At 35.6% G+C, this 21,030-nt stretch carries 21 protein-coding genes; 12 read left to right on the top strand and 9 right to left on the bottom strand.

Annotated elements, in window-relative coordinates; genetic code table 11:
• Positions 1-140 precede the first annotated feature (140 nt).
• From H4K33_RS03125 to H4K33_RS03105, 5 genes are read left to right on the top strand one after another with little or no spacing between them, the layout of a single operon-like run.
• Complete coding sequence (locus tag H4K33_RS03125) at positions 141-713, top strand: lactate utilization protein (protein ID WP_255493525.1); 573 nt, start codon at positions 141-143, stop codon at positions 711-713.
• A 3-nt stretch (positions 714-716) separates the two neighbouring features.
• Positions 717-1,505: a phosphatidate cytidylyltransferase gene (locus H4K33_RS03120; RefSeq protein ID WP_182647045.1), complete on the top strand. Its 789-nt coding sequence runs from the start codon at positions 717-719 to the stop codon at positions 1,503-1,505.
• A 3-nt stretch (positions 1,506-1,508) separates the two neighbouring features.
• Positions 1,509-2,159, top strand: a complete 651-nt coding sequence (locus tag H4K33_RS03115) for a phosphatidylserine decarboxylase family protein (RefSeq protein ID WP_182647044.1) — start codon at positions 1,509-1,511, stop codon at positions 2,157-2,159.
• 2 nt (positions 2,160-2,161) lie between these two features.
• Positions 2,162-2,431, top strand: a complete 270-nt coding sequence (locus H4K33_RS03110) for an acyl-CoA-binding protein (protein ID WP_182647043.1) — start codon at positions 2,162-2,164, stop codon at positions 2,429-2,431.
• A complete protein-coding gene (locus tag H4K33_RS03105) occupies positions 2,428-3,189 on the top strand; it encodes a superoxide dismutase (protein ID WP_182647042.1) in 762 nt (253 codons plus the stop codon). The genes H4K33_RS03110 and H4K33_RS03105 overlap by 4 nt, the downstream gene beginning before the upstream one ends.
• Before the next feature lie 103 nt (positions 3,190-3,292).
• Here the strand turns inward: H4K33_RS03105 and dnaB are convergent, their stop codons facing one another.
• From dnaB to H4K33_RS03065, 8 genes are all read right to left on the bottom strand, one after another.
• A complete protein-coding gene (gene dnaB, locus H4K33_RS03100) occupies positions 3,293-4,831 on the bottom strand; it encodes a replicative DNA helicase (protein WP_182647041.1) in 1,539 nt (512 codons plus the stop codon).
• 146 nt (positions 4,832-4,977) lie between these two features.
• Entirely contained in the window at positions 4,978-5,931 is a 954-nt protein-coding gene (locus H4K33_RS03095) for an acetyl-CoA carboxylase carboxyltransferase subunit alpha (protein WP_182647040.1), read from the bottom strand.
• Between the two features lie 63 nt (positions 5,932-5,994).
• Positions 5,995-6,888 (bottom strand): DMT family transporter, encoded by an 894-nt coding sequence (locus H4K33_RS03090; RefSeq protein WP_182647039.1) that lies wholly within the window; start codon positions 6,886-6,888, stop codon positions 5,995-5,997.
• On the bottom strand, positions 6,875-7,948 hold the full coding sequence (locus H4K33_RS03085; RefSeq protein WP_182647038.1) for an LptF/LptG family permease: 1,074 nt from the start codon (positions 7,946-7,948) through the stop codon (positions 6,875-6,877). Before H4K33_RS03085 ends, H4K33_RS03090 begins: the two co-directional genes overlap by 14 nt.
• Positions 7,949-7,985: 37 nt before the next feature.
• Positions 7,986-9,116: a tRNA guanosine(34) transglycosylase Tgt gene (gene tgt, locus H4K33_RS03080; RefSeq protein WP_182647037.1), complete on the bottom strand. Its 1,131-nt coding sequence runs from the start codon at positions 9,114-9,116 to the stop codon at positions 7,986-7,988.
• A gap of 74 nt (positions 9,117-9,190) precedes the next feature.
• Entirely contained in the window at positions 9,191-10,204 is a 1,014-nt protein-coding gene (locus H4K33_RS03075) for an iron ABC transporter permease (RefSeq protein WP_182647036.1), read from the bottom strand.
• Positions 10,205-11,344, bottom strand: a complete 1,140-nt coding sequence (locus H4K33_RS03070; RefSeq protein WP_182647035.1) for an ABC transporter substrate-binding protein — start codon at positions 11,342-11,344, stop codon at positions 10,205-10,207.
• A gap of 100 nt (positions 11,345-11,444) precedes the next feature.
• The gene (locus H4K33_RS03065) at positions 11,445-12,230 is read right to left on the bottom strand and encodes a lipopolysaccharide kinase InaA family protein (RefSeq protein WP_182647034.1); all 786 of its coding nucleotides are present in this window, start codon (positions 12,228-12,230) and stop codon (positions 11,445-11,447) included.
• Between the two features lie 780 nt (positions 12,231-13,010).
• Between H4K33_RS03065 and H4K33_RS03060 the strand changes: the two genes are divergently transcribed.
• The 4 genes from H4K33_RS03060 to H4K33_RS03045 all read left to right on the top strand — a co-directional run bounded on the left by H4K33_RS03060 (position 13,011) and on the right by H4K33_RS03045 (position 15,188).
• Complete coding sequence (locus H4K33_RS03060) at positions 13,011-14,042, top strand: YncE family protein (protein ID WP_255493524.1); 1,032 nt, start codon at positions 13,011-13,013, stop codon at positions 14,040-14,042.
• Between the two features lie 123 nt (positions 14,043-14,165).
• A complete protein-coding gene (locus H4K33_RS03055) occupies positions 14,166-14,381 on the top strand; it encodes a hypothetical protein (protein WP_182647032.1) in 216 nt (71 codons plus the stop codon).
• 6 nt (positions 14,382-14,387) lie between these two features.
• Complete coding sequence (locus H4K33_RS03050) at positions 14,388-14,912, top strand: DUF4252 domain-containing protein (RefSeq protein WP_182647031.1); 525 nt, start codon at positions 14,388-14,390, stop codon at positions 14,910-14,912.
• A gap of 126 nt (positions 14,913-15,038) precedes the next feature.
• A complete protein-coding gene (locus H4K33_RS03045) occupies positions 15,039-15,188 on the top strand; it encodes a hypothetical protein (protein ID WP_182647030.1) in 150 nt (49 codons plus the stop codon).
• A gap of 103 nt (positions 15,189-15,291) precedes the next feature.
• On the opposite strand, the gene H4K33_RS03040 is transcribed toward H4K33_RS03045, so the two are convergent.
• Entirely contained in the window at positions 15,292-15,681 is a 390-nt protein-coding gene (locus H4K33_RS03040; protein WP_182647029.1) for a VOC family protein, read from the bottom strand.
• Between the two features lie 153 nt (positions 15,682-15,834).
• Here H4K33_RS03040 and H4K33_RS03035 point away from each other — a divergent pair, with 153 nt between their 5' ends.
• The 3 genes from H4K33_RS03035 to H4K33_RS03025 all read left to right on the top strand — a co-directional run bounded on the left by H4K33_RS03035 (position 15,835) and on the right by H4K33_RS03025 (position 21,021).
• Positions 15,835-16,509 carry a response regulator transcription factor gene (locus H4K33_RS03035; RefSeq protein WP_182647028.1) on the top strand — a complete coding sequence of 225 codons (675 nt, stop codon included), beginning with the start codon at positions 15,835-15,837 and terminating at the stop codon, positions 16,507-16,509.
• Positions 16,509-17,879 carry a HAMP domain-containing sensor histidine kinase gene (locus tag H4K33_RS03030; protein ID WP_182647027.1) on the top strand — a complete coding sequence of 457 codons (1,371 nt, stop codon included), beginning with the start codon at positions 16,509-16,511 and terminating at the stop codon, positions 17,877-17,879. Before H4K33_RS03035 ends, H4K33_RS03030 begins: the two co-directional genes overlap by 1 nt.
• 97 nt (positions 17,880-17,976) lie before the next feature.
• A complete protein-coding gene (locus H4K33_RS03025; RefSeq protein ID WP_182647026.1) occupies positions 17,977-21,021 on the top strand; it encodes a SusC/RagA family TonB-linked outer membrane protein in 3,045 nt (1,014 codons plus the stop codon).
• The last annotated feature ends 9 nt before the right edge of the window (positions 21,022-21,030 follow it).

Below are 21,030 nucleotides of genomic sequence, written 5' to 3'. Positions count from 1 at the left end.
GCATAATATAACAAACCATATAAAAATCTTAACTTAAAGACCCTTTTAAGTTAAGATTTTTTTTATCTTTGAAGATAATACAAACCATCTATTTCGACACTTAACCTATGAGCTTTCTAAAGAAGTTAATTAGCGGATTTATGTCAAAACAAAATAATGAAGAAAACGGCGATCAAAAAAGCCAATATCTTCCAGAGACTGTTATGCCTGTTGATGACTTATTCACTGTTAATTTTAAGAATAACGGTGGTAAGTTCTTGTATTGTGATACACAAACAGAATTACACGAGACCTTTGTCAATGTATTAGTGGAAAATGATTGGTTTGAAAAAGAAGCCCTAACACATGAAAACAAATTTCATTCACTTTTAAGGGAAAATAATATTAAATATATCAACTCAAAGCAACCGCTTTTTTTTGTTTCATCTTGTGAAAGTTTAATTGCAGATGATGGAGCTATTTTATTTTGTGAAAAGCAGCTGAGAGATTACAAACCGCACGAAATCCCAGACAACATAATTATTATCGCTGCAACGAGTCAAATTACACGAACAAAAAGTGATGGATTACGCGAAATAAAAAGAAAGTACAGCAGTTCTTTGCCTACTAATATTACGGCTATTAACTGTTTTAAACCGTCTGCCAATCAAGATTTCTTAAGTTATGGCAGATCTCCTAAAAACTTATATTTACTTTTATTAGAAGATCTCTAAATTATGTCTGAAACCGTTAAAAGAGCAATATCGGGAATTGTATATATTGTTCTACTAATAAGTGCAACCTTATATGATGCGCTAACCTTCAAAATACTTTTTAGTTTTTTCATGGTTGTAGCTGCATATGAATTCTCACGCTTAATACAACTATCAAAATACTTTTGCGTAGGCATTAGTTTATTAGCTGTGGGAGCACTATTTCAATCAGTGGTACCCTTACCTATTAACGCTTTAGTAATCGCAACGTTTTTGATACTTTTAGCAATAACGGCAGAACTATTCACCACCCGAAAACCCAACCGAAGTCTTCCAATCAAAGTTATCCTCTTCTTGGGATACGTTATTGGAACCTTTTTAGCTTTTTTACACCTCCCTTATACAGCAGAAGGTTATCAGCCACAAATCGTAATTGGCATTCTTATTTTAGTATGGACCAATGATACTTTTGCTTATATTGTTGGTAAAAAATTTGGTAAACACAAGTTATTTGAACGTATATCACCAAAGAAAACTATCGAAGGCTTACTAGGTGGTATTGTATTCGCGATTATAGCTTCTCTAGTATTAAATCAGTTTTTTACCTCATTAAATGTGTATATTTGGATTGCAAGTGCTATTTTTGTAGGGCTATTCGGAACACTTGGTGATTTGGTTGAATCGCATTTCAAAAGAGAAGCTGGTGTAAAAGATAGTGGCACTATCATGCCTGGGCATGGAGGTATCCTAGATCGCTTAGACAGCATCTTATTTATCTCACCCTTTTTGTATATAATTTTTCAAATTTTATAAGTCATGTTTCATAAAGAAGGAACTAAAATTATTTTTTTCTCGTTAGTAGTCGCTGTAATCATTATTGTAGTTTTTGATTATTTCATAACGATTGATTGGTTAAGAATGACTTTGTCATCTATTATTCTAGCACTGCTAATCTTAGTGTTGCAATTCTTTAGAAATCCAAACAGATCAATTAAGCCCAATGACCAAGTTATTGTAGCTCCTGTGGATGGAAAAGTTGTTGTGATCGAAGAAGTTTATGAGCCTGAATATTTTAAAGATAACCGTTTGATGGTTTCTATCTTTATGTCGCCAATCAATGTACACGTTACGCGTTATGGATTAAGCGGATTAATTAAGTACAGCAAATATCACGCAGGAAAATATCTTGTCGCTTGGCATCCAAAGGCAAGTGAAGAAAATGAAAGAACAACAGTAGTTATTGACAACCCTGTTTACGGAGAGGTTATGTACCGCCAAATCGCAGGTGCGCTAGCTAAGCGAATTGTAAACTACGCACAACCTGGAATGCAAGCCATTCAAGGAACTGATGCAGGATTTATTAAATTCGGATCTAGAGTAGATCTATACTTACCAGTTGGAACAAAAGTAGATGTAGTGCTCAACCAAAAAGCGATCGGTAACAAAACGATAATTGCAAAAAAATAGGAATGAACGAGCAACTAGATAAAGACTTCTTAGAAGCTTATGAGCGAATTTCTAAAGAAGCTAGAAATTTAGCTCCAGATGTAATGCTGCGGATTTATGCCTATTATAAACAAGCGACAAATGGTTTAAGTCATCAAGACTTTGAACACATGTCTCACGATTTAAAAAAGGCGTTTAAGTTCAATGCATGGACACAAGTTAGTCACTTATCCACTGAAGAAGCTAAAGCAGAATATATTAGAATTGCCCAAACAATTTTGACCAAAAAATGAAAAGAATCAAGTCGTTAAACCTAGTTCTTTACTTCCTGGCTTTTTTAGCGGCATCTTGTGGCAAAAAAAATGACCTCGTTGAAGTCGAAATTCCCAAAAGGGAAACTTTTATTGTTGAAAAAAAATCAGCGTTAGGCCAAGAAAAGGTCAAAACGAAACAAGGTCCTTTTGACATGAATCCTCTTGCTTTTCAATATGAAGAACTGAGTGAATTGTTCAAACCTGAGGAAATGGCTTTACACTATGGAGAAATACATTTAAGCTATGCCAATCGTTTAAATACAGCCATCCACAACACTCCTTTTGTAACAGATAGCCTTGTGGGTATCCTGACTAAAGTAACGCCTGCACAAGTGGAAATCAACCATCTCGCTAGTGCTTATTACAACCATAATTTCTTTTGGCAATCGATAAGTAAAGAAACGACAACAAGTCCAAATACAACGTTATCTGCCATGATCACTTCTAGTTTTGGCTCTTACAACAATTTAAAAGCTGAAATTACAAGAATGGCTGTTGAGTTTGAAGGTTCTGGTTGGTTGTGGCTTATTGCAGATCACCGCAATAATCTCACCTTGCTAACGACAGAAAACAATACAAACCCAATTACATTGCGACTAGGAAAACCGCTATTGGTTATTGACTTATGGGAGCACGCTTATTTAGCTTCCTATAAAAACGACAAAGAAAAATACATTAAAGCACTCCTCCCTCATTTAAACTGGGAATTTGCCAATCGAAGATTGAGTGAGCAGTGATGAATAAACAAATAAAAAAGGCGAAAGATAACTCTTTCGCCTTTTTTATTTGTTTATGTTCGTTGTTTACCAAATCTAAAAACTGTAAACCGTTAACAGTTAACTAAAAAGGTACATCATCATCATTAAACACATCTCTCGCTGGAGGTAAATGTTGCGTCATATTAGCTCCTCCTTCATTAATTGCTGATGAATATACTCCATCCCCTCCTGGAAAACCTTCCATTCTAGCATCTTCATCTAAGTTGTCAAACTTACCGTACATACCTAAGAACTTCAGGCGAATATTATCTAGTCCACCATTTCTGTGTTTTGCAACGATGAATTCTGCTTGTCCTGCTGTAGGCGAACGGAACTCATCATCCCATTCTTCAATTTTATAGTACTCCGGACGATAGATAAACGACACGATATCCGCATCTTGCTCAATAGCTCCAGACTCCCTTAAATCCGACAATAAAGGGCGTTTCGATGTACCACGAGTCTCTACTGCACGCGATAGCTGAGATAAGGCAATTACTGGAATATCTAACTCTTTTGCTAGTGCTTTTAAGTTTCGAGAAATCGTTGAAATCTCTTGTTCACGGTTACCTCCTCCTTTTTGACTTCCTCCAGCTGTCATCAGCTGTAAATAGTCAATAACAATAAGTTTAATACCATATTGAGAGGCTAAACGCCTTGCTTTTGCACGTAAATCAAAGATAGACAATGAAGGTGTATCATCGATAAATAACGGGGCACGCTCTAGGTCTTTTACCTTAACGTTCAATTGTTCCCATTCGTGTTTTTCCAATTTCCCGGTACGAAGTTTCTCCGAAGACAAACCTGTTTCAGAAGAAATCAAACGCGTAATCAACTGTACGGAAGACATCTCTAAGGAGAAAAAAGCGACCCCTGCTCCTGCTTCAATGGCAATATTACGCGCCATAGACAATACAAATGCCGTTTTTCCCATCCCGGGACGTGCAGCAATAATGATCAAGTCACTGGGTTGCCATCCTGAGGTAAGTTCATCTAACTTGTGAAAACCAGTTGGCAATCCGCTCAATCCCTCTTTGGTACTAATTTCTTCGATTCGTTTTTTCGCCTGAGCTACTAAGCTTTGTGCCGTTTCGGAACTTTTCTTAATGTTTCCTTGTGTAACTTCGTACAGTTTTGCTTCGGCTTTATCCAACAAATCAAAAACATCCGTAGTTTCATCATAAGCATCTTCGATAATTTCATTAGAAATACGAATCAGACTGCGTTGGATAAATTTTTGAAGAATCACACGAGAGTGAAATTCAATATGTGCAGAAGAACTGATCTTTTGTGTCAAGCTAACCAAATAAGCATCACCGCCAGCCAAATCTAATTTGGCATTTTTGCGCAATTGAGCTGAAACAGTTAGTAAATCGATGGGTTGATTTCCGACAAACAATTGATCGATAGCTTCAAAAATATACTTATGTCCTTCTTTGTAAAAGGCATCTGGTTGAAGAATGTCAATTACTTCGTCGATTCCTTTCTTATCAATCATCATTGCACCTAAAACAGCCTCCTCAAAATCAGTGACTTGAGGCGGTAACTTTCCTTTTTCTAAAGCAATAACATCTTTAGTAAAAGAACTGGAATAGGTACGTATATCTTTTGCTTTTTCCATAGTGCGAAAATAACTCTTTTTTTAATAGACTGTTCTTGTATTTCCTTTACATTTAATAAAAATAACCTTTTTAAATGTGATTAGCGGAATAATAAAGCACAAAAAATCCGAGCAATGCTCGGATTTTTTTATTGTATTTTTTATACTTAACTTTTGTATTCTCCCATTTCGAAATACTTTTCCATGCGTTGGTCTAGTAATTTATCTAATGGTGTTTTAGCAAGTTCTTTGTGTGTTTTTACAATGTAATTGCGCACTGATTCAAAAGTAGCTTCACGATCTGAATGTGCTCCACCTAGTGGTTCTGCAATGATATCGTCTACTAATTTATTCTTTTTCATATCGTATGAAGTCAATTTCAAAGCTTCAGCAGCTTGTTCTTTGTACTCCCAACTTCTCCATAAGATTGAAGAACACGATTCTGGTGAAATTACCGAATACCATGTATTTTCCAACATCGTTACACGGTCACCTACACCAATACCCAAAGCACCACCTGAAGCACCTTCACCGATAATAATACAGATGATAGGAACCTTAATGCGGAACATTTCATAAATATTACGTGCAATTGCTTCTCCTTGACCTCTTTCTTCAGCTTCTAATCCTGGATATGCACCTGGAGTATCAATTAAAGTTACGATTGGAATATTAAATTTCTCTGCCATTTGCATCAAACGCAAAGCTTTTCTATATCCCTCTGGATTAGCCATTCCGAAGTTTCTATACTGTCTAGTCTTTGTGTTGAATCCCTTTTGCTGACCAACAAACATAAAACTTTGATCTCCAATTTTCCCTAAACCACCGATCATTGCTTTGTCGTCTTTTACATTTCTATCGCCAAATAGCTCTAAAAAAGTATCTCCACAAAGCGCTTTAATATAATCAACAGTATAAGGTCTATTTGGGTGACGCGACAATTGTACGCGTTGCCAAGGACTCAAATTTTTATATATGTCTTTCTTTGTCTCTTCTAATTTTTTCTCGATCTGTGAGCAAGTTGTTGATACATCTACATCAGATTCTTCCCCGATTAACGTACATTTTTTTAACTGCTCCTCAAGTTCTTTAATAGGAAGCTCAAAATCTAAATATTCCATTTATGAATAATTTTTAGTTTCAATTACTAATCACAAAGATAAAATTTTCCTCTATATAGACCTCTATATTTCGCTAACTTTTATCTTTTTCCTGTTTTTAACAATAGCATTTAATACTACTGTACTCAATATTAATAGTGCTCCGATGTAAAATTCGGTGCTCATTTTCTCACTGTCTTTAAAAATAAGGATGGCTAACAAGATTCCGTATACGGGTTCAAGGTTAACGGTAAGCATTACGGTAAAGGGCGTAATATACTTCATTACATAAACGGAGCCGATGAAAGCAAAAGCAGTACAAAAAGTACCCAACACTAACAACCACAGCCAATCCGAAGTTGCTACGGTAAAAAATTCTGCTGTAAACCCACCGCTAAACAACAAATACAAAGACAAGATCAATACTCCTCCGACCATTTCATAGAATGTGATGATAGAGGCTGATGCTTGTTTGGCAAATTTTCCGTTAATAATCGAAAACATCGCTGATAAACACGCCGAAATTAGGGCCAAGATAATACCTTGGATATATTCCATACTCACGCTAAAAATAAGCGCTAGTGCACATACCACCATAAAACCGAACAAAACTTCGTAAGCGATAACTTTTCTTCTATAGAAAATAGGTTCTAAAATAGAAGTAAAGAATGCACCTGTCGACAGACAAGCTAAAGTAACCGATACATTAGATATTTTAATTGCCCAGAAAAAAGTTAGCCAATGCAATGCAATAACTACACCTGCGGCTAAAAACTTCATAATATTTCCTTTACTTTCTTTAAGTGTTTGTCGTTTAAAGGCAAACAAAATAAGTAAAGTAATCACGGCAATGACAATGCGATACCAAACCAATGGCAATGCTTCTAGCGTAATTAAATTTCCTAGAATAGCTGTAAACCCCCATACAAAAACAATGAGGTGCAACAGCAAATGACTTTTAACGTTATCTGCGAGCATTTCGTAATAAAAATATAGCTAAAATTGAAAATGTAACATTGGGAATCCAAACAGCCACAAGAGGTGACATACTAGAAGCTTCCGCTAACACACTGAATATTTTATCAAAGAAAACATAGATAAAGGCCAACGCAATACCGATAGCCAAGTTAATTCCCATTCCTCCTCGTCTCTTCATTGAAGACACGGATACGGCAATAATGGTCAAAATAAAGGCAGATACAGGTACACTGTATTTCTTATATAGTACAACTAAGTGAACATTGATATTTGATGAACCGCGCATGCGTTCTTTTTCAATAAATCGCTTTAGTTGCCCTAAAGTCATGGTTTCTGCAGCATAAACTACAGGACTTAGGTCGTCGATATCAAATTCTAACTGCAATTCCTTGGCGTCAGCAAATTCAAGCTTATCTCCAGCTTCTCCTACTGATCGTTTGAAATAGTCATACAAGGTATACATTTTTGTTTCAGCGTTCCATTCGATGCGTTTTGCCTCTATTTTTGAAACTAATGTATTTTCTTCAAACTCTTCTAAAGTAAAATTATATCCTGTATTGTTACCATAGTTAAAATTACTAACGAAGATAAACTCGTTGGCATTAATCTGTTTGAATACATTTTGACTTTCCCGAACCTCATCTCTTTTGAGATATTTATATCGGAAATCATTATAACCAGCACTAGCTCTAGGTACGATATACATCGACATAGCCAGGGCTAATAGGGAGATTAATGTTGCTCCAATTAAATAAGGGCGTAAGAAACGAGTAAAGGAAATACCCGAGCTCAAAATTGCCACAATTTCTGTGTTATTTGCTAATTTGGAGGTAAACCAAATAATGGAAATAAACAGAAATATAGGAAACAACATATTGGCGAAATAAACCGTAAAATCCAAGTAATACATTATTGTTGCCTGTACGGGAACTTTATTTTCGAGGATTTTATTGATTTTTTCCGAGACGTCAATAACAATACCAATAGGTACAAACAGCAAGAGCATCACAAAAAAAGTGGCTAAATATCGCTTTAAAATATACCAATCTATAATTTTCATCTGTAAACTACTTTTGCTATTTGACCTTTGTTTCTTGTTACAATCTTTCTCCTAACTGCTTTACCATTTTATTTTTCCATGCAGCAAATGTTCCTGCTAGGATTTGTTGACGCGCCTCGCGTACCAACCACATATAAAAACCTAAGTTGTGAATTGATGCAATTTGCTTTCCTAGTGATTCATTAGCAGCAAATAAGTGGCGTAAATAGGCTTTTGAGTATTCTGTATCTACCCAAGTATGTCCCATTTCGTCAATAGGAGAAAAATCATCCTCCCATTTTTTATTTTTAATATTAATGATACCATTGGCTGTAAATAACATCCCGTTTCTTGCGTTTCGCGTTGGCATTACACAGTCAAACATATCCACTCCAAGGGCAATATTTTCTAAAATATTAATTGGTGTTCCTACCCCCATTAAATAACGAGGTTTATCTACAGGTAAAATAGAAGTTACCACATCAGTCATTGCGTACATTTCTTCTGCGGGTTCTCCTACCGATAATCCTCCAATAGCATTTCCTTCTGCTCCAACATTCGCAATGTACTCAGCTGATTGTTGACGTAAATCTTTATATGTACTTCCCTGTACAATTGGAAATAACGCTTGTGAATACCCGTAAAGTTCAGGTGTTTTATTAAAGTGTGTCACACAGCGATCTAACCAACGGTGCGTCATGTGCATAGAGCGTTTCGCGTAGCGATAATCGCAAGGATAAGGTGTACACTCATCAAACGCCATGATAATATCTGCCCCGATTGCGCGTTGGATTTCCATTACATTCTCAGGAGAAAAAAAGTGATATGAACCGTCAATGTGAGATTTAAACTTCACTCCTTCTTCTTTGATTTTTCTATTAGCTGAGAGAGAATACACTTGGAATCCCCCACTATCGGTTAAGATATTGCGGTCCCAATTCATAAATTTATGCAAACCACCTGCTTGCTTTAAAATTTCTACTTTTGGACGTAAATACAAGTGATAGGTATTTCCCAAAATAATATCGGGATTTATTTCCTCTTTTAACTCTCTTTGATGTACTCCTTTTACTGTTGCAACTGTTCCAACAGGCATAAAGATAGGTGTTTCAATTACACCGTGATCCGTAGTAATTTTTCCAGCACGTGCACGTGACTGAACATCAGTATGTAATAATTCGAACTTCATATTATCTATTTACAACTTGCAAAGATAATTTAAAAGTAGTCATTCGCCCTAGTTTTTATCTATTTTTCTACTTTCTACAAAATGCGGTATTTAAAGAGAAGAACAACCACGATTGGTGCACCAAATAATGCTGTAATTGCGTTGATAGGCAACACCGTACTACTGCCGATTTGCGTTAACATATCACATAACAGCATTATTATACTCCCTAAAAACATACAACCCAGTAGCAAGGTACGGTGGGTGTTTTTTTTCCAAAGCATTCGAACGATATGAGGAACTGCCAAACCGATAAAAGCAATAGGTCCGACAAAAGCTGTAGCTCCCCCAGCCAATAAACTCGCTGTAATAATCAACCAATTTCTCGTTTGCTTGACGTTTATTCCCAAAGAGACAGCGTAATCATCGCCCAACAACAAAGCATCTAATCTTCGAATCAAAAGCAAAGCCATGAGCACTCCTATACTTACAACAATACCAAAAAGCACAAGCATCTCTGGGGTTAAATTTCCTAAACTACCCGCCATCCAAACTACGTATTTTTTCAATTGATCTGCTTGACTAAAATAGGTTAATAAGGCTATTATGGCATTGGCAAAACTGCCAAACATTAGTCCTACAAGAAGCACTGTAATCGAATTTCTAACCTTATTAGACACCGCTAAGATAAACAACAGCAAAACAAAACTGCCGAGTATAGCAACTAAAAGCAACGTGTAATTTGAGGTTAAATAAGACGTTAGTACTGCTGGAACAACTGTACCACCTAGTAGAACAAGAGCTACTCCCAATCCCGCACCAGCACTAATTCCTAAAACATAAGACTCCGCCATAGGATTTCGAAAAAGCGTTTGCATCAAAGCTCCACTAACAGATAATGCAATTCCAACAAGTATGGCTGCAATAGCTTTGGGTAAGCGATAGTGCAATACAATATACTCCCAAGAAGGTTTTTCTCCTTCCTGTCCTGTAAGAATATTCCAAACAGAAAGATAGGGAATCTTCACACTTCCCCAAGACAGATTTAAAATAAACAACGCGAGAAGTAGCGCTATTCCCACTAGCCAACTCAATTTTTTTACTTTCATTTATTTCAATTGTCGATAAAAATAGGGTTGATAATTGGGCAATACCGTTGGATGAAGGATGTGAATTAAATCTTTCAAAACCAAATCAGGTCGCAGTGCTCCAAGTTCATAAAAAAGAGAACCTCCGGTAGATCCTTTTGTAGAGGCGAACGAGTACACTCTTTTATTTTTAAATGCATCAAACTCTTTGTAATGTGGATTAGCAGCATCTAAATCGGCTAGCGATTCATAATGCCCAGGATTGATCCAATATTCTGCTTGCTGTGCTTTTTCCAAAACTTGTTCAAAAGAAAGGGATAAACTTCCCGTGCCTTGAGTTTCCTTCCAAAGGTAATTCGCTTGTGCATCTTGAAAGTAAATTCCTGCCCAACTGTTTCCTTCAGGTAAGTACCATATATCTCCATACATCACACCACTCAATACCGTAGGTTGAATTTCTATGTTTTCTACTACTTGTAAAGTCAAAGTATAATCCTTTACTATTTGATTAAAAAATTGATTAGCTTCCGCTTCTCTATCAAATAAAACGCCAAACAACTTAATCCATTCTGCCTTTCCCAGCGGATTTTGCTCTGTCCAATCTCCATTGTATAAAACAGGAATTCCCGCTTGTTCAATAGTTTGTAGTGCTTTATTGGAATGATCCATAGCAAAAGTCATCAAAACATCTGGTTGTAAATCAATGAGCGTTTCAACATTCAAGGCTTCATTTTGTCCTAGCTCTTGAACACTCCCTTGTTCTATTCGATCTCGAACAGACTGTGTTGAGATATAATCTAATCCGGCAAACCCAATAAGAGAAGAAACTTTATCTAGCACATCCAAAGCGGGAATATGTGTAGTAGAAGTACAAGCTATTGTTTGAATCGGAATTTGAACTTGAGTATATTGAAGCAAAGAGTCAGGAACTTGCGCTTGTTCTCTCTTCAAGACATAGGTAAATTGTTCTTTTGCACCCACCCAAGGTTGTGTGATTCGCACAACGTAAAAGTCATCATAGGAAGCTAGGGTAAATCCCTTTGCATAGGTAATAAGCGATTGCTGTGTTACTTGTTCTATTGCGGCTGTTGGTTTATCCTTACAAGCAACAAACAAAAGCAATGTCATGCATCCTAAAAGATAAAAAGCTATTTTTTTCATATCCTCTTAATGTTTACGATACAAAAATAATCTTATTTCTTTTATTTGGAGAGAGGAAAGAAGAGAGAGGAAAGAAGACCTCTCTCTTCTCTCCTCTCTCTTAACTAAAATAAAATCGTTTAATTTTAAACTTTAAATCTTTTTTCTTGTAAAATCTAAATTGAAATTTAATGGTTTCTAGCCACAAACGGATAAAAACTTCTTTAGAGTTTTTTCCGATCAATCGAGCATAGTGTTCGGCCATCTTTTCAATATCTTGAATATTGGTTGTTAGATGTGCTAAGTTTTTCATGCGATGCGTAAATGACATCACTTGATCAAATTTCATTCGATTCAAATCTACCAAATAAAATTTATACGCTCCGTTTTCTTTTTGTTCAATCAGGGTATTCCCTGGTGAATGATCTAAAAAATTAATCCCTTTCTCATGTAAACCGTAAGAAAATCGAACGAATTCTTCCAAAATCACTTCCCGATTGGGATAATTCTTTTGGGTAATTAAATCGCGATACGTTAATTCGGCATCCACCAAAACAGAAATATAAAAGGTATTTCGAATTCTTGTGGTTGTACTGTATTCAAAGTACGCAACAGCTTGTGGATTAGCTACTCCAAGTTTTTTTAATCTTTCAGCATGTTCAAAGGATCTCAGTCCTTTTGGTTTTCTAAAAAACTTATACACATATTGATTAAAAATATTGGGGATTTTAAAGGATTTAATAGCAACTCGTTGTCCGGTTGATAAGGTGGCAATTTTGATTGAGTTTCTAGTTCCTTTAAAAAGGTAAGTAGTTAATTCGTCATAGTTTTCAATTAAATTAGTTAATTCTTCTTGTTGGTCGTGATATAAGGGATGTAGTAGTGTTTTCACCCTTAGTTGAGTCATATGTAAACTATTTTTTATTTACAGGCAAGATACTGCCTTTTCAGGAAACTAAACCCAGCTGCTTAAAAACACAAACACCACTATATCAATAAGTTAAAATACAAAAAGAATCGATCACCTATTTCTTCCACCCATTTAAAGACCTCTCTCAAATTAAGAATAAAACTCACTTTATTCCTTATAACTTGCGCTTATTCGTTATAAAAAGCACTCTTCTACTCTATTTAACACAAAATCAAAACTTAGTTTTAAATTAAAAATGCGTCATTTGCGTTTATTTGATTATTGTGAAATTCAATACAATCAACGTGTTTACGGACTTTTTTAAAGCTAAAATTGCAATTTTGATTCACTTTACATATTTTTAGTTCATTAAATTCCGAACTAAAAAATAAAAAACAAACAATTATTTTTTTCACAAGTGGCTTTTACACTTTAAATTGAACTATGTTAATATTTGTTAAATAGCATTATTCCATTCTTTTTTCTTCTCAAATGAGGGTAATACGCTATACGAAAGCCCTGTTTTTATCGTTATCAAAGCAAAGAAACACAAGGAAATTTTTTTTGAACATTCTATTTCAATACCTAACATTTCAGACCTTTAAACCCATATGCTAGGTTATAAGTAGATGTTTACAAGATAATTACTTGCATTCCCGTAATTTTTATCGTTTAGTTCTTGTTTATTTCAGAATAAAAACTAATTTTGAAAAAGATAAAAATTAACATTTTATTAAACTTTCACTTTCGTGTAATACTAATACTATGCAACTAAATATGAAAAAACTTTTATTTCTAGCACTATCATTATCAATCCTTTCAACATCTTGTAGTACATCAGATGATCCATTTATTGAAAAACCACAAGCACCTAATCTTGATAATGGTTTGATCATATTAAATGAAGGAGGTTTTCAATTGAATGATGCATCCATAGGATTTGCAAGTTTTACTTTCGATAAATATCACGAAAACATTGCTATTACTCCAGAGAAGATACTAGGAGATGTTGCGCATAGTATTGCATTTAAAGACAACAAAGCTTATGTTGTGATGAAAGGGTCTAATTCGATTGAAATTTTTGACCGTTACACATTTAAACACGAAGGATCAATTAAAGAAGGATTACATCAGCCCCTTTACATTGCTTTTGCCAACAATTTAATGTACGTAACGAATGCGGAGTCAAAGAATGTTGCAATCTATGATTCAAGCAACAAGTTAATTCACGAGATTGACATGGGAGCGGAAGTTGGACAAATTATCGCTTGGAATACAAAACTATATATTCAGAAAAATATATCAGAGACAAAGAGTGAGATTGCTATACTGAGTGCAGACTTTGCTGTATCTAAAAAAATAGCTATTGAAAGTGAATTAAAAGGAATGGCTGTATTGGGTGATTTCGTTTACGCGATTTCATCAACAACTGACAAATCGTATTTCTACAAAATAGATGCACATACAGATTCAAAAGCAACGGAATTCTTTTCAACGAGAAACTCAAATGCAAAGAACTTGCGTTTAGACAATAACGACTTATACTATACTAGTGCAAATCACATCTATAACTGGAGAACAAGTGACACGAATGTACAAGTAGCACCAGTATTAAGTATTCCGACAGAAAAATTCAACGAAGCTTCTTCTTTTTACGGATTTAATGTTATCAATACAACTTTTTACATTGGAGATGCAGGAGATATGAATGAAGCAAGTACGGTTGATGTCTATCAAAAAGGAAAAAAAGTCAACAGTTTTAAAGCGGGAATTTTAACGAACAACTTCTACGCTAACTTCAAAAAATAAAAAAAGAGTCCAATTGGACTCTTTTTTATTTATACATCCTTAACACTATCTTTTAAAAAAGTGACAATAATTCCATTATATTTCCTATTTTTACTCTAGATATTAATTTAGTTCGCAAGAATAATGAAGAACAAAAAAAATTTCACCTACTTCATTGTCGGTATATTGGCCATTAGTTTACTTGTGTTGATTGTACAAACTCAATACCTCAAGACAACACGTACAACCTCAGAAACCAATTTGGGGACGTTTACAAACCCAGAAGTAGCTTACCAAGAGTGTAAAACTATTTTGACAGAGGTTTCTAAAGCCGTAAATACCAGCGATACGACAAATTAAAATAGCATGAAACGAATTATACCTTATTTACTTTTTTGCTTTGCTCTTTGCACTGCAAATCAAGCTTTGGGTCAAGACACTTTTTCAAAGTTTGAAAAAAACAAAAACATCAACAATGTAGTTGTAAACAAAAAGATGTTTGAAATGATGGCTAATGTTAAGGTCGAAGCAACGAATACGGAAGAACAGCTTTACTTTGATCTCATCAAAAAATTAAGTAGTCTACGCGTTTTTAACTCAAAAACACCTGAGGTAAAAAAAGAAATGACTACAACTGTGCAAGACTACGTACAGGCTAAAAACTTAAAAGAACTGATCAATAAAAAAGACAATGACGCTAAAATTGTCATTTACATTGACAAAACAGGGACGAATCAAAATATTTCTGAACTAGTAATGATCAATGATAGTGTGGATCCTTCGAAAGAAACGATTTTAGTTCTCATCACAGGGAACTTCAGTTTAAAGGAGCTTTCCTCTCTAACTAAAAAAATGAATCTTCCTTTAGGCAATACCCTAGACAAATTATAAAAACATCAACGCCCCTTAAAAAAAGGGGCGTTTTTTATTATTCATCATAATATACTGATATTTATCATTCAATATTATTATTATTTTTCATAAATTAGTACAGAATAACATTAATAAACACGTATTATGAACTTAATGAATTTACCTCTGTACAATTTTGCTAATGGCACATTTATGATCATTATCTTTGGCTTAGTATGTGTGGGTCTTGTTGTAGCTATTTTCTTATTCATGGGAGGAAGCTCAAAAAAGAATGAAGAAGACCAACAAGAGTAGGACAAAATTTGATATACAACACAAGAGAGAAAAATTGTGATGAGCGACCATCACAATTTCTTCTTTTCGCTCAACATTGGGCATGAAATTTTGTGGCCTAATTTTACGCCATTGCTGTGCACAATTCAATCAAGAATCCGTTGCAATCGGTGACGTAAGCAACGGTTTGTCCCCAAGGTTTCACCTGACTCTCTTCATACAACGCTCCTCCTACTGCTATTACTTGAGCAACAGCTTCTTCAACGTTTGCCACAACAAAGCCAAGTTCTATACCAAAAACGCGCTCCTTACTAGCTGAAATAAAACCTTTTGACAAATTGGATGTAGCGAGTGCTTCTGATGCAAACGCAATCGTTGTTTCACCAGAAATTAACTCTGCATAATCGCCTTCTGGAGTGCAGAACTTGCGTTCAAATCCAAACGCCTTTTCGTAAAATTCAACGGTAGTTTCTACCTGTTTTACATACAAAATAGTATAAGAATATCGAATCATATTTTTTGTCCGAATATACAATTTGATTTTAGCAAAAAAACATACTCAATCTTCTTTTTTCATCACTCTTATTGTTTTCTAACCTACCATTAAATTTCTTTAATGTTAATTTTCAAGTACTTATAAGTTTTATTTTTGTTTAAAATTTAGCTTATGAATATTTTACTTGTTGAAGATGAAACAACTGTATCGAATTTTATCCGCAAAGGATTAGAAGAAAGTCAACATCACGTAACGTTAGCTTATGAAGGGTATATGGGATTAAAACTCGCAATGGAACACGAGTTTGACCTCATCATATTAGATGTAATTCTTCCGAATATCAATGGTTTTGATATTTGTCAAGAGGTTAAAAAGTACAAATCGGATATTCCCGTCTTAATGCTCACTGCCTTATCTACCTTACACGATAAAATTAAAGGATTCAATATGGGAGCAGATGACTATTTAACCAAACCCTTCCATTATGAGGAACTTTTATTGCGTATTAATGCTTTAACACGCCGTAATAAAATGACCATGCCTAGCCTTGAATACACCGCAGATAATTTGGTCATGAACTGTTTCAAAAAGAAAGTTTATCGCGATTCGGAAGAAATCAATCTCACGCAAAAAGAATATCATTTACTCGAGTATTTTTTACTCAATAAAAATCGCGTACTCAGTCGCGCTCAAATTGCAGAAGCAGTTTGGGGTATTGACTTTGATCGAGGAACCAATCTCATTGATGTATACATCAACTACCTGAGAAGAAAAATCAATAAAAATCAAGAGACCCCCTTGATTCAAACGGTGATTGGTATGGGGTATATTTTAAAAGATGAGTAATGAAAATAAGAACCCGCCTTTCCCTACAATTTATTGGTTTATTTGCTATTTTACTATTGAGTGTTTTAACTTCTATTTACTTTGTAGTAGCCTCTCAATGGAAAAATAATTTCTTTCGTCAATTGGAAGATCGCGCCATAACTGTCGGTCATAACTATTTAGCAGAAGACAATTTTACTGCAGCCGAATATGAAGAAGTTCTCCGAAAATTTCCCAGAACGCTACCCAAAGAACAAATACGCATTTACACCTCTTCCTTTGAACCTACCTACATAGCAGAACAAGAATTGAAATGGGATAAACACGTATTAAACCAAATCTATACCCAAAAAAAAATACAATTTAAACAAGATGGAGACTATATCGTTGGTGTGTTTTATGAAGATAATTCTGGAGATTATATTATCGTTGCCAAAGCGACAAATGAAAATGGAGAAAAAGCTTTACACCAATTGCGCAGTATCATGCTCTTTAGTTTACTCATTGCTTTGATTATAACTTTTATTCTATCTCGTATCTTTTCAAATTCGCTATTGAATCCGATTAAAAGCATGATTAATCACATTCAAGATAAAGATGTGGAAACACTCATTCAGCCAATTCCAGTGGAACACATGTCAAATGATGAGATTAAAGTGCTAAGCAACACCATCAACACCTTGTTTTTGCGTCTTCATCTATCCTTTGACAATCAACAGTCTTTTGTTTCACATGCATCACACGAATTAAAAACGCCAATCGCTTCGATGATGGGCAATGCAGAAATTGCTTTACGCAGTCCGCGCTCTACTACTGAATATCAAGAAGTATTGGAGGGCATAGTCAGAGATGCAAGTCACATTGATCGAATCATCAATAATCTACTTACCTTATCTCAATTGAACAATGCGCGTTATTCGCTTATAGAAACGCCTTTTGAGACATTTTGGTGGACTGTTATTGATCATTTAATTGCCAAACAAAAAGATTTAAATCTCAACCTAGCCCTAGAAACACAGGAAGAATTATATGCCTTATACTTTACGGGAAATTCACATTTATTAGAATTAGCGCTTTCGAATATTATTCTCAATGCACATAAATTTTCGCACCAAGCACCAATACAACTAACGCTAACAACGGATGATTCTGCTATTATAATTGCCATTGCGGATCAAGGAATTGGCATACATCCAGAAGATTTGGACAAACTTTTTCTGCCCTTCTTCCGATCCTCAAATGCTTTGGGGATTAAAGGTACTGGGTTGGGTTTATCCTTGGCTTATAAGATTGTAGAATTACACAAAGGAACAGTAAACGTAACTTCGATTCTACAACAAGGGACAACAGTTACAATTCGAATTCCCAAACAATTTAAAAAGACACATTAGTTTTTTTTAATCTCTTTTTAATTCCTTCTTGATCTCGATTTAAAGTGCTTCTAATCTGCTGCCATTAGGTTTGTATTCTCAATAAACACAAACGGATATGCGCAAAACGAAAAGATTTTTAGCTACTTTATTATGCTATTTTGCTTTATTAAGTGCTCAAGCTTATGATAAAAAGATTCCTATTTTAGTACGAGATGCAGAAACCTTACTCCCCTTACCAGGAGTAACGATAGAGAATATCAGCAAAAATGAATATAGCTTTACCTTAGAGGATGGTTCTTTTGATTTAACGACTGAAGGAGAAGAAGAAACGATCCAATTGAGGTTATCGTATTTGGGGTATCAAGACCAATTTCTCTCCTTTACTATCGATGCTATTCCCGATACGATTGACTTGTTCATCGAGGAAAACGTATTGGATGGCATTGTAATTACAGGCTATACGAAACAATCCAAGTCAAGAACCACAGGAGCTATTGGAAAAATTGAAGCTAAAGCATTGAATCAATTGCAAGTAAGCTCGATGGATCAAGCTCTACAAGGGCAAGTACCTGGTTTGTACGTTGCTTCACCCTCAGGTCAACCCGGTACCCCAGGTCGTGTTACGATTCGCGGTATTGGTTCTTTACAAGATGAAAATACAAACCCATTGTATATCTTAAATGGCATGCCCATTTCACCAGAAACATTTACGTCTTTGCCTGCAGAAGACTTCGAAGATATCACCGTTTTAAAAGATGCAGCTGCTACGGCACAATATGGCTCACGAGGAGCCAATGGGGTTATTGTTATAACCTCCAAAAAAGGGGTGCCTCAATCTCCACTTCGTGTTACCTATCAAACGCAATTGGGGTTTGCTCAAGCCAACAACAGCAAATGGGATATGATGAACACCAATCAACGTTTGCAATTTGAAGAACTCTTACAAGATCCAAATTTACCTGGTTGGGCATATTCTGTGCAAAATCCTTACAAAACAGTGCAAGGTGTTAAAGTAGCCAAAACGGATGAAGATTATATTCGAGATGCTCAACAGCTTGAACAGTTGAGAAAAACAGATATCGATTGGCGCAAGAAATTATTGCGCAAAGGTATGATTCAATCCCACGCGTTAAGTTTAACGAGTGGATCTGAAAAAACACAACACTATACCTCCTTTACTTATGCAAATCAAGAAGGTGTTTTATACAATTCAGATTTAGAACGATTTACGATAAATTCCAATATTCACCACCAAAGCAAACGCTTTAAGGCTGATTTTTTCATCAACTTGGCACATAGCAACAGTAAAGAGTCCGAATCGGATTTTGACGTCAGCGAAACCAACCCAGTCGCTTCTCTTTACTTTGCTTTGCCTTATGAAAATCCTTATGATGAGCAAGGTAAACTACAACCTGGGGTGAATCGATTTGGAACAAATGCGCTATCTATGTATCAAGATGTCAACCGCAAATCAACTAGCCTAAAAGGAGTCCTATCCAGCAATTTCTCTTATGCTATTACAGATGAATTAAAATTAACCTCAACCTTAGGGGTTGATTACAGCAAATATTCCAATACACATATTATCAAACCTGATACGTATTTTGGATCGTTAGTGGAAGAAGGCGGACAAGGGATGTACAGTCAAGGAGATCAAAATAAGATCAGTACCATGAGCAATATAGGTTTCAACTACAGAACTCAATGGGATCGACATGAACTTGAAGCAATTGGGCTAGTTGAAATTAACCGATATAAATACGATTATCATGGTTTTACGGGATTTGGATTGGTTTCTGGTTTGGATCAAACTCCTTCTGGCATTACGCCTGGAACACCCGAAAATGACTTTATTCCCAAAATAGAAGGTGGAGCTTCAGAAAATGTTTTGTTGTCTCAAATTGCTTTACTGCGTTACTCTTTTGAAAATAAATACACCGTAACTGGTAGTTTGAGAAGAGATGGCTCTTCTCGCGTACCCGCCGACAACCGATATAAATACTTCTATGCACTTGGTGGAAACTGGAACGCCAAATATGAAGATTTTCTACAGGATATAGAAGTAATCTCTACCGCAAGAGTACGCATGAGTTATGGATTAACAGGTAATGCGAATGGATTTGCCAGTGACTTTGGTTATCGTCGTTTGTATGGTCCTGGGCAATATAATGGGCAAGCAGGATTAGTACCTATCACACCAGGAAATGCCAATTACAATTGGGAAATGAATCGAATTTTTGATGTGGGTGTTGAGATGGGATTTTTTCAAAATCGCTTAGTTACTGAAATTGATTTCTACAACCGCATAACGAGTGATCTATTCTTGGATCGCACTTTATCTATGACTTCTGGCTTTGAGTCTCTTCCTTCTAACTTGGGTAAAATACGCAACCGTGGAGTGGAGTTTAGAATTGCAGGTGATCTGATTCGTCAGGGAGATTTTACGTGGAACATGGGACTAAATCTCGCTTTCAATAAGAATAAAATTCTCCGTTTGGGTGATGAAGACGACATCGTAACAGAGGATTATTCTATTCATCAAGTAGGAAAGTCATTAGGACATTTTTACATGGTACGTTGGGCAGGGGTAAATACACAAACTGGAGCTCCACAGTATTTGGATAAAGAAGGTCGTATTACTGATGAATATAATCCCGAAGATGCGGTTCTTGTCAAAGGTAGTTTTGACCCTTCTTGGAAAGGGGGAATCACAACAAACTTCCGCTATAAAAATTTAGAAGTAAGTGCGTTGTTTTCTTTTATCAAAGGAATGTATCGTCTCAATACAGGTGAATTTTATCGCACCGCCGCAGATCCGAATTATCGCATCTACAACCAATCGACCAGTATGTTGGACATGTGGCAGAAACCAGGAGATGAAAGTAGCAATCCACACCCAAGTTACACGAGATATTTAACCGATCGCGAATTGCAAAAAGCGGATTATCTAAAATTGAGAAATGTAACGATCAACTATAAAATGACCAACTTGGGTAGAGCCAGTAAATTCGTCAAAGAGGTGAATGTATTCGCCCAAGGATCTAACCTCGTTACTTGGACCAAATGGAAAGGACAAGATCCTGAAGACGACAACAACTGGTACCAATATGAATATCCACTCCCGCGTACTATTACGGCAGGTTTAAAAGTAATTTTCTAAAAGATACAT

The sequence above is a fragment of the Myroides sp. WP-1 genome (assembly GCF_014145635.1).
Taxonomy (GTDB): domain Bacteria; phylum Bacteroidota; class Bacteroidia; order Flavobacteriales; family Flavobacteriaceae; genus Flavobacterium.
This window is presented reverse-complemented; position numbering and strand designations above follow the sequence as displayed.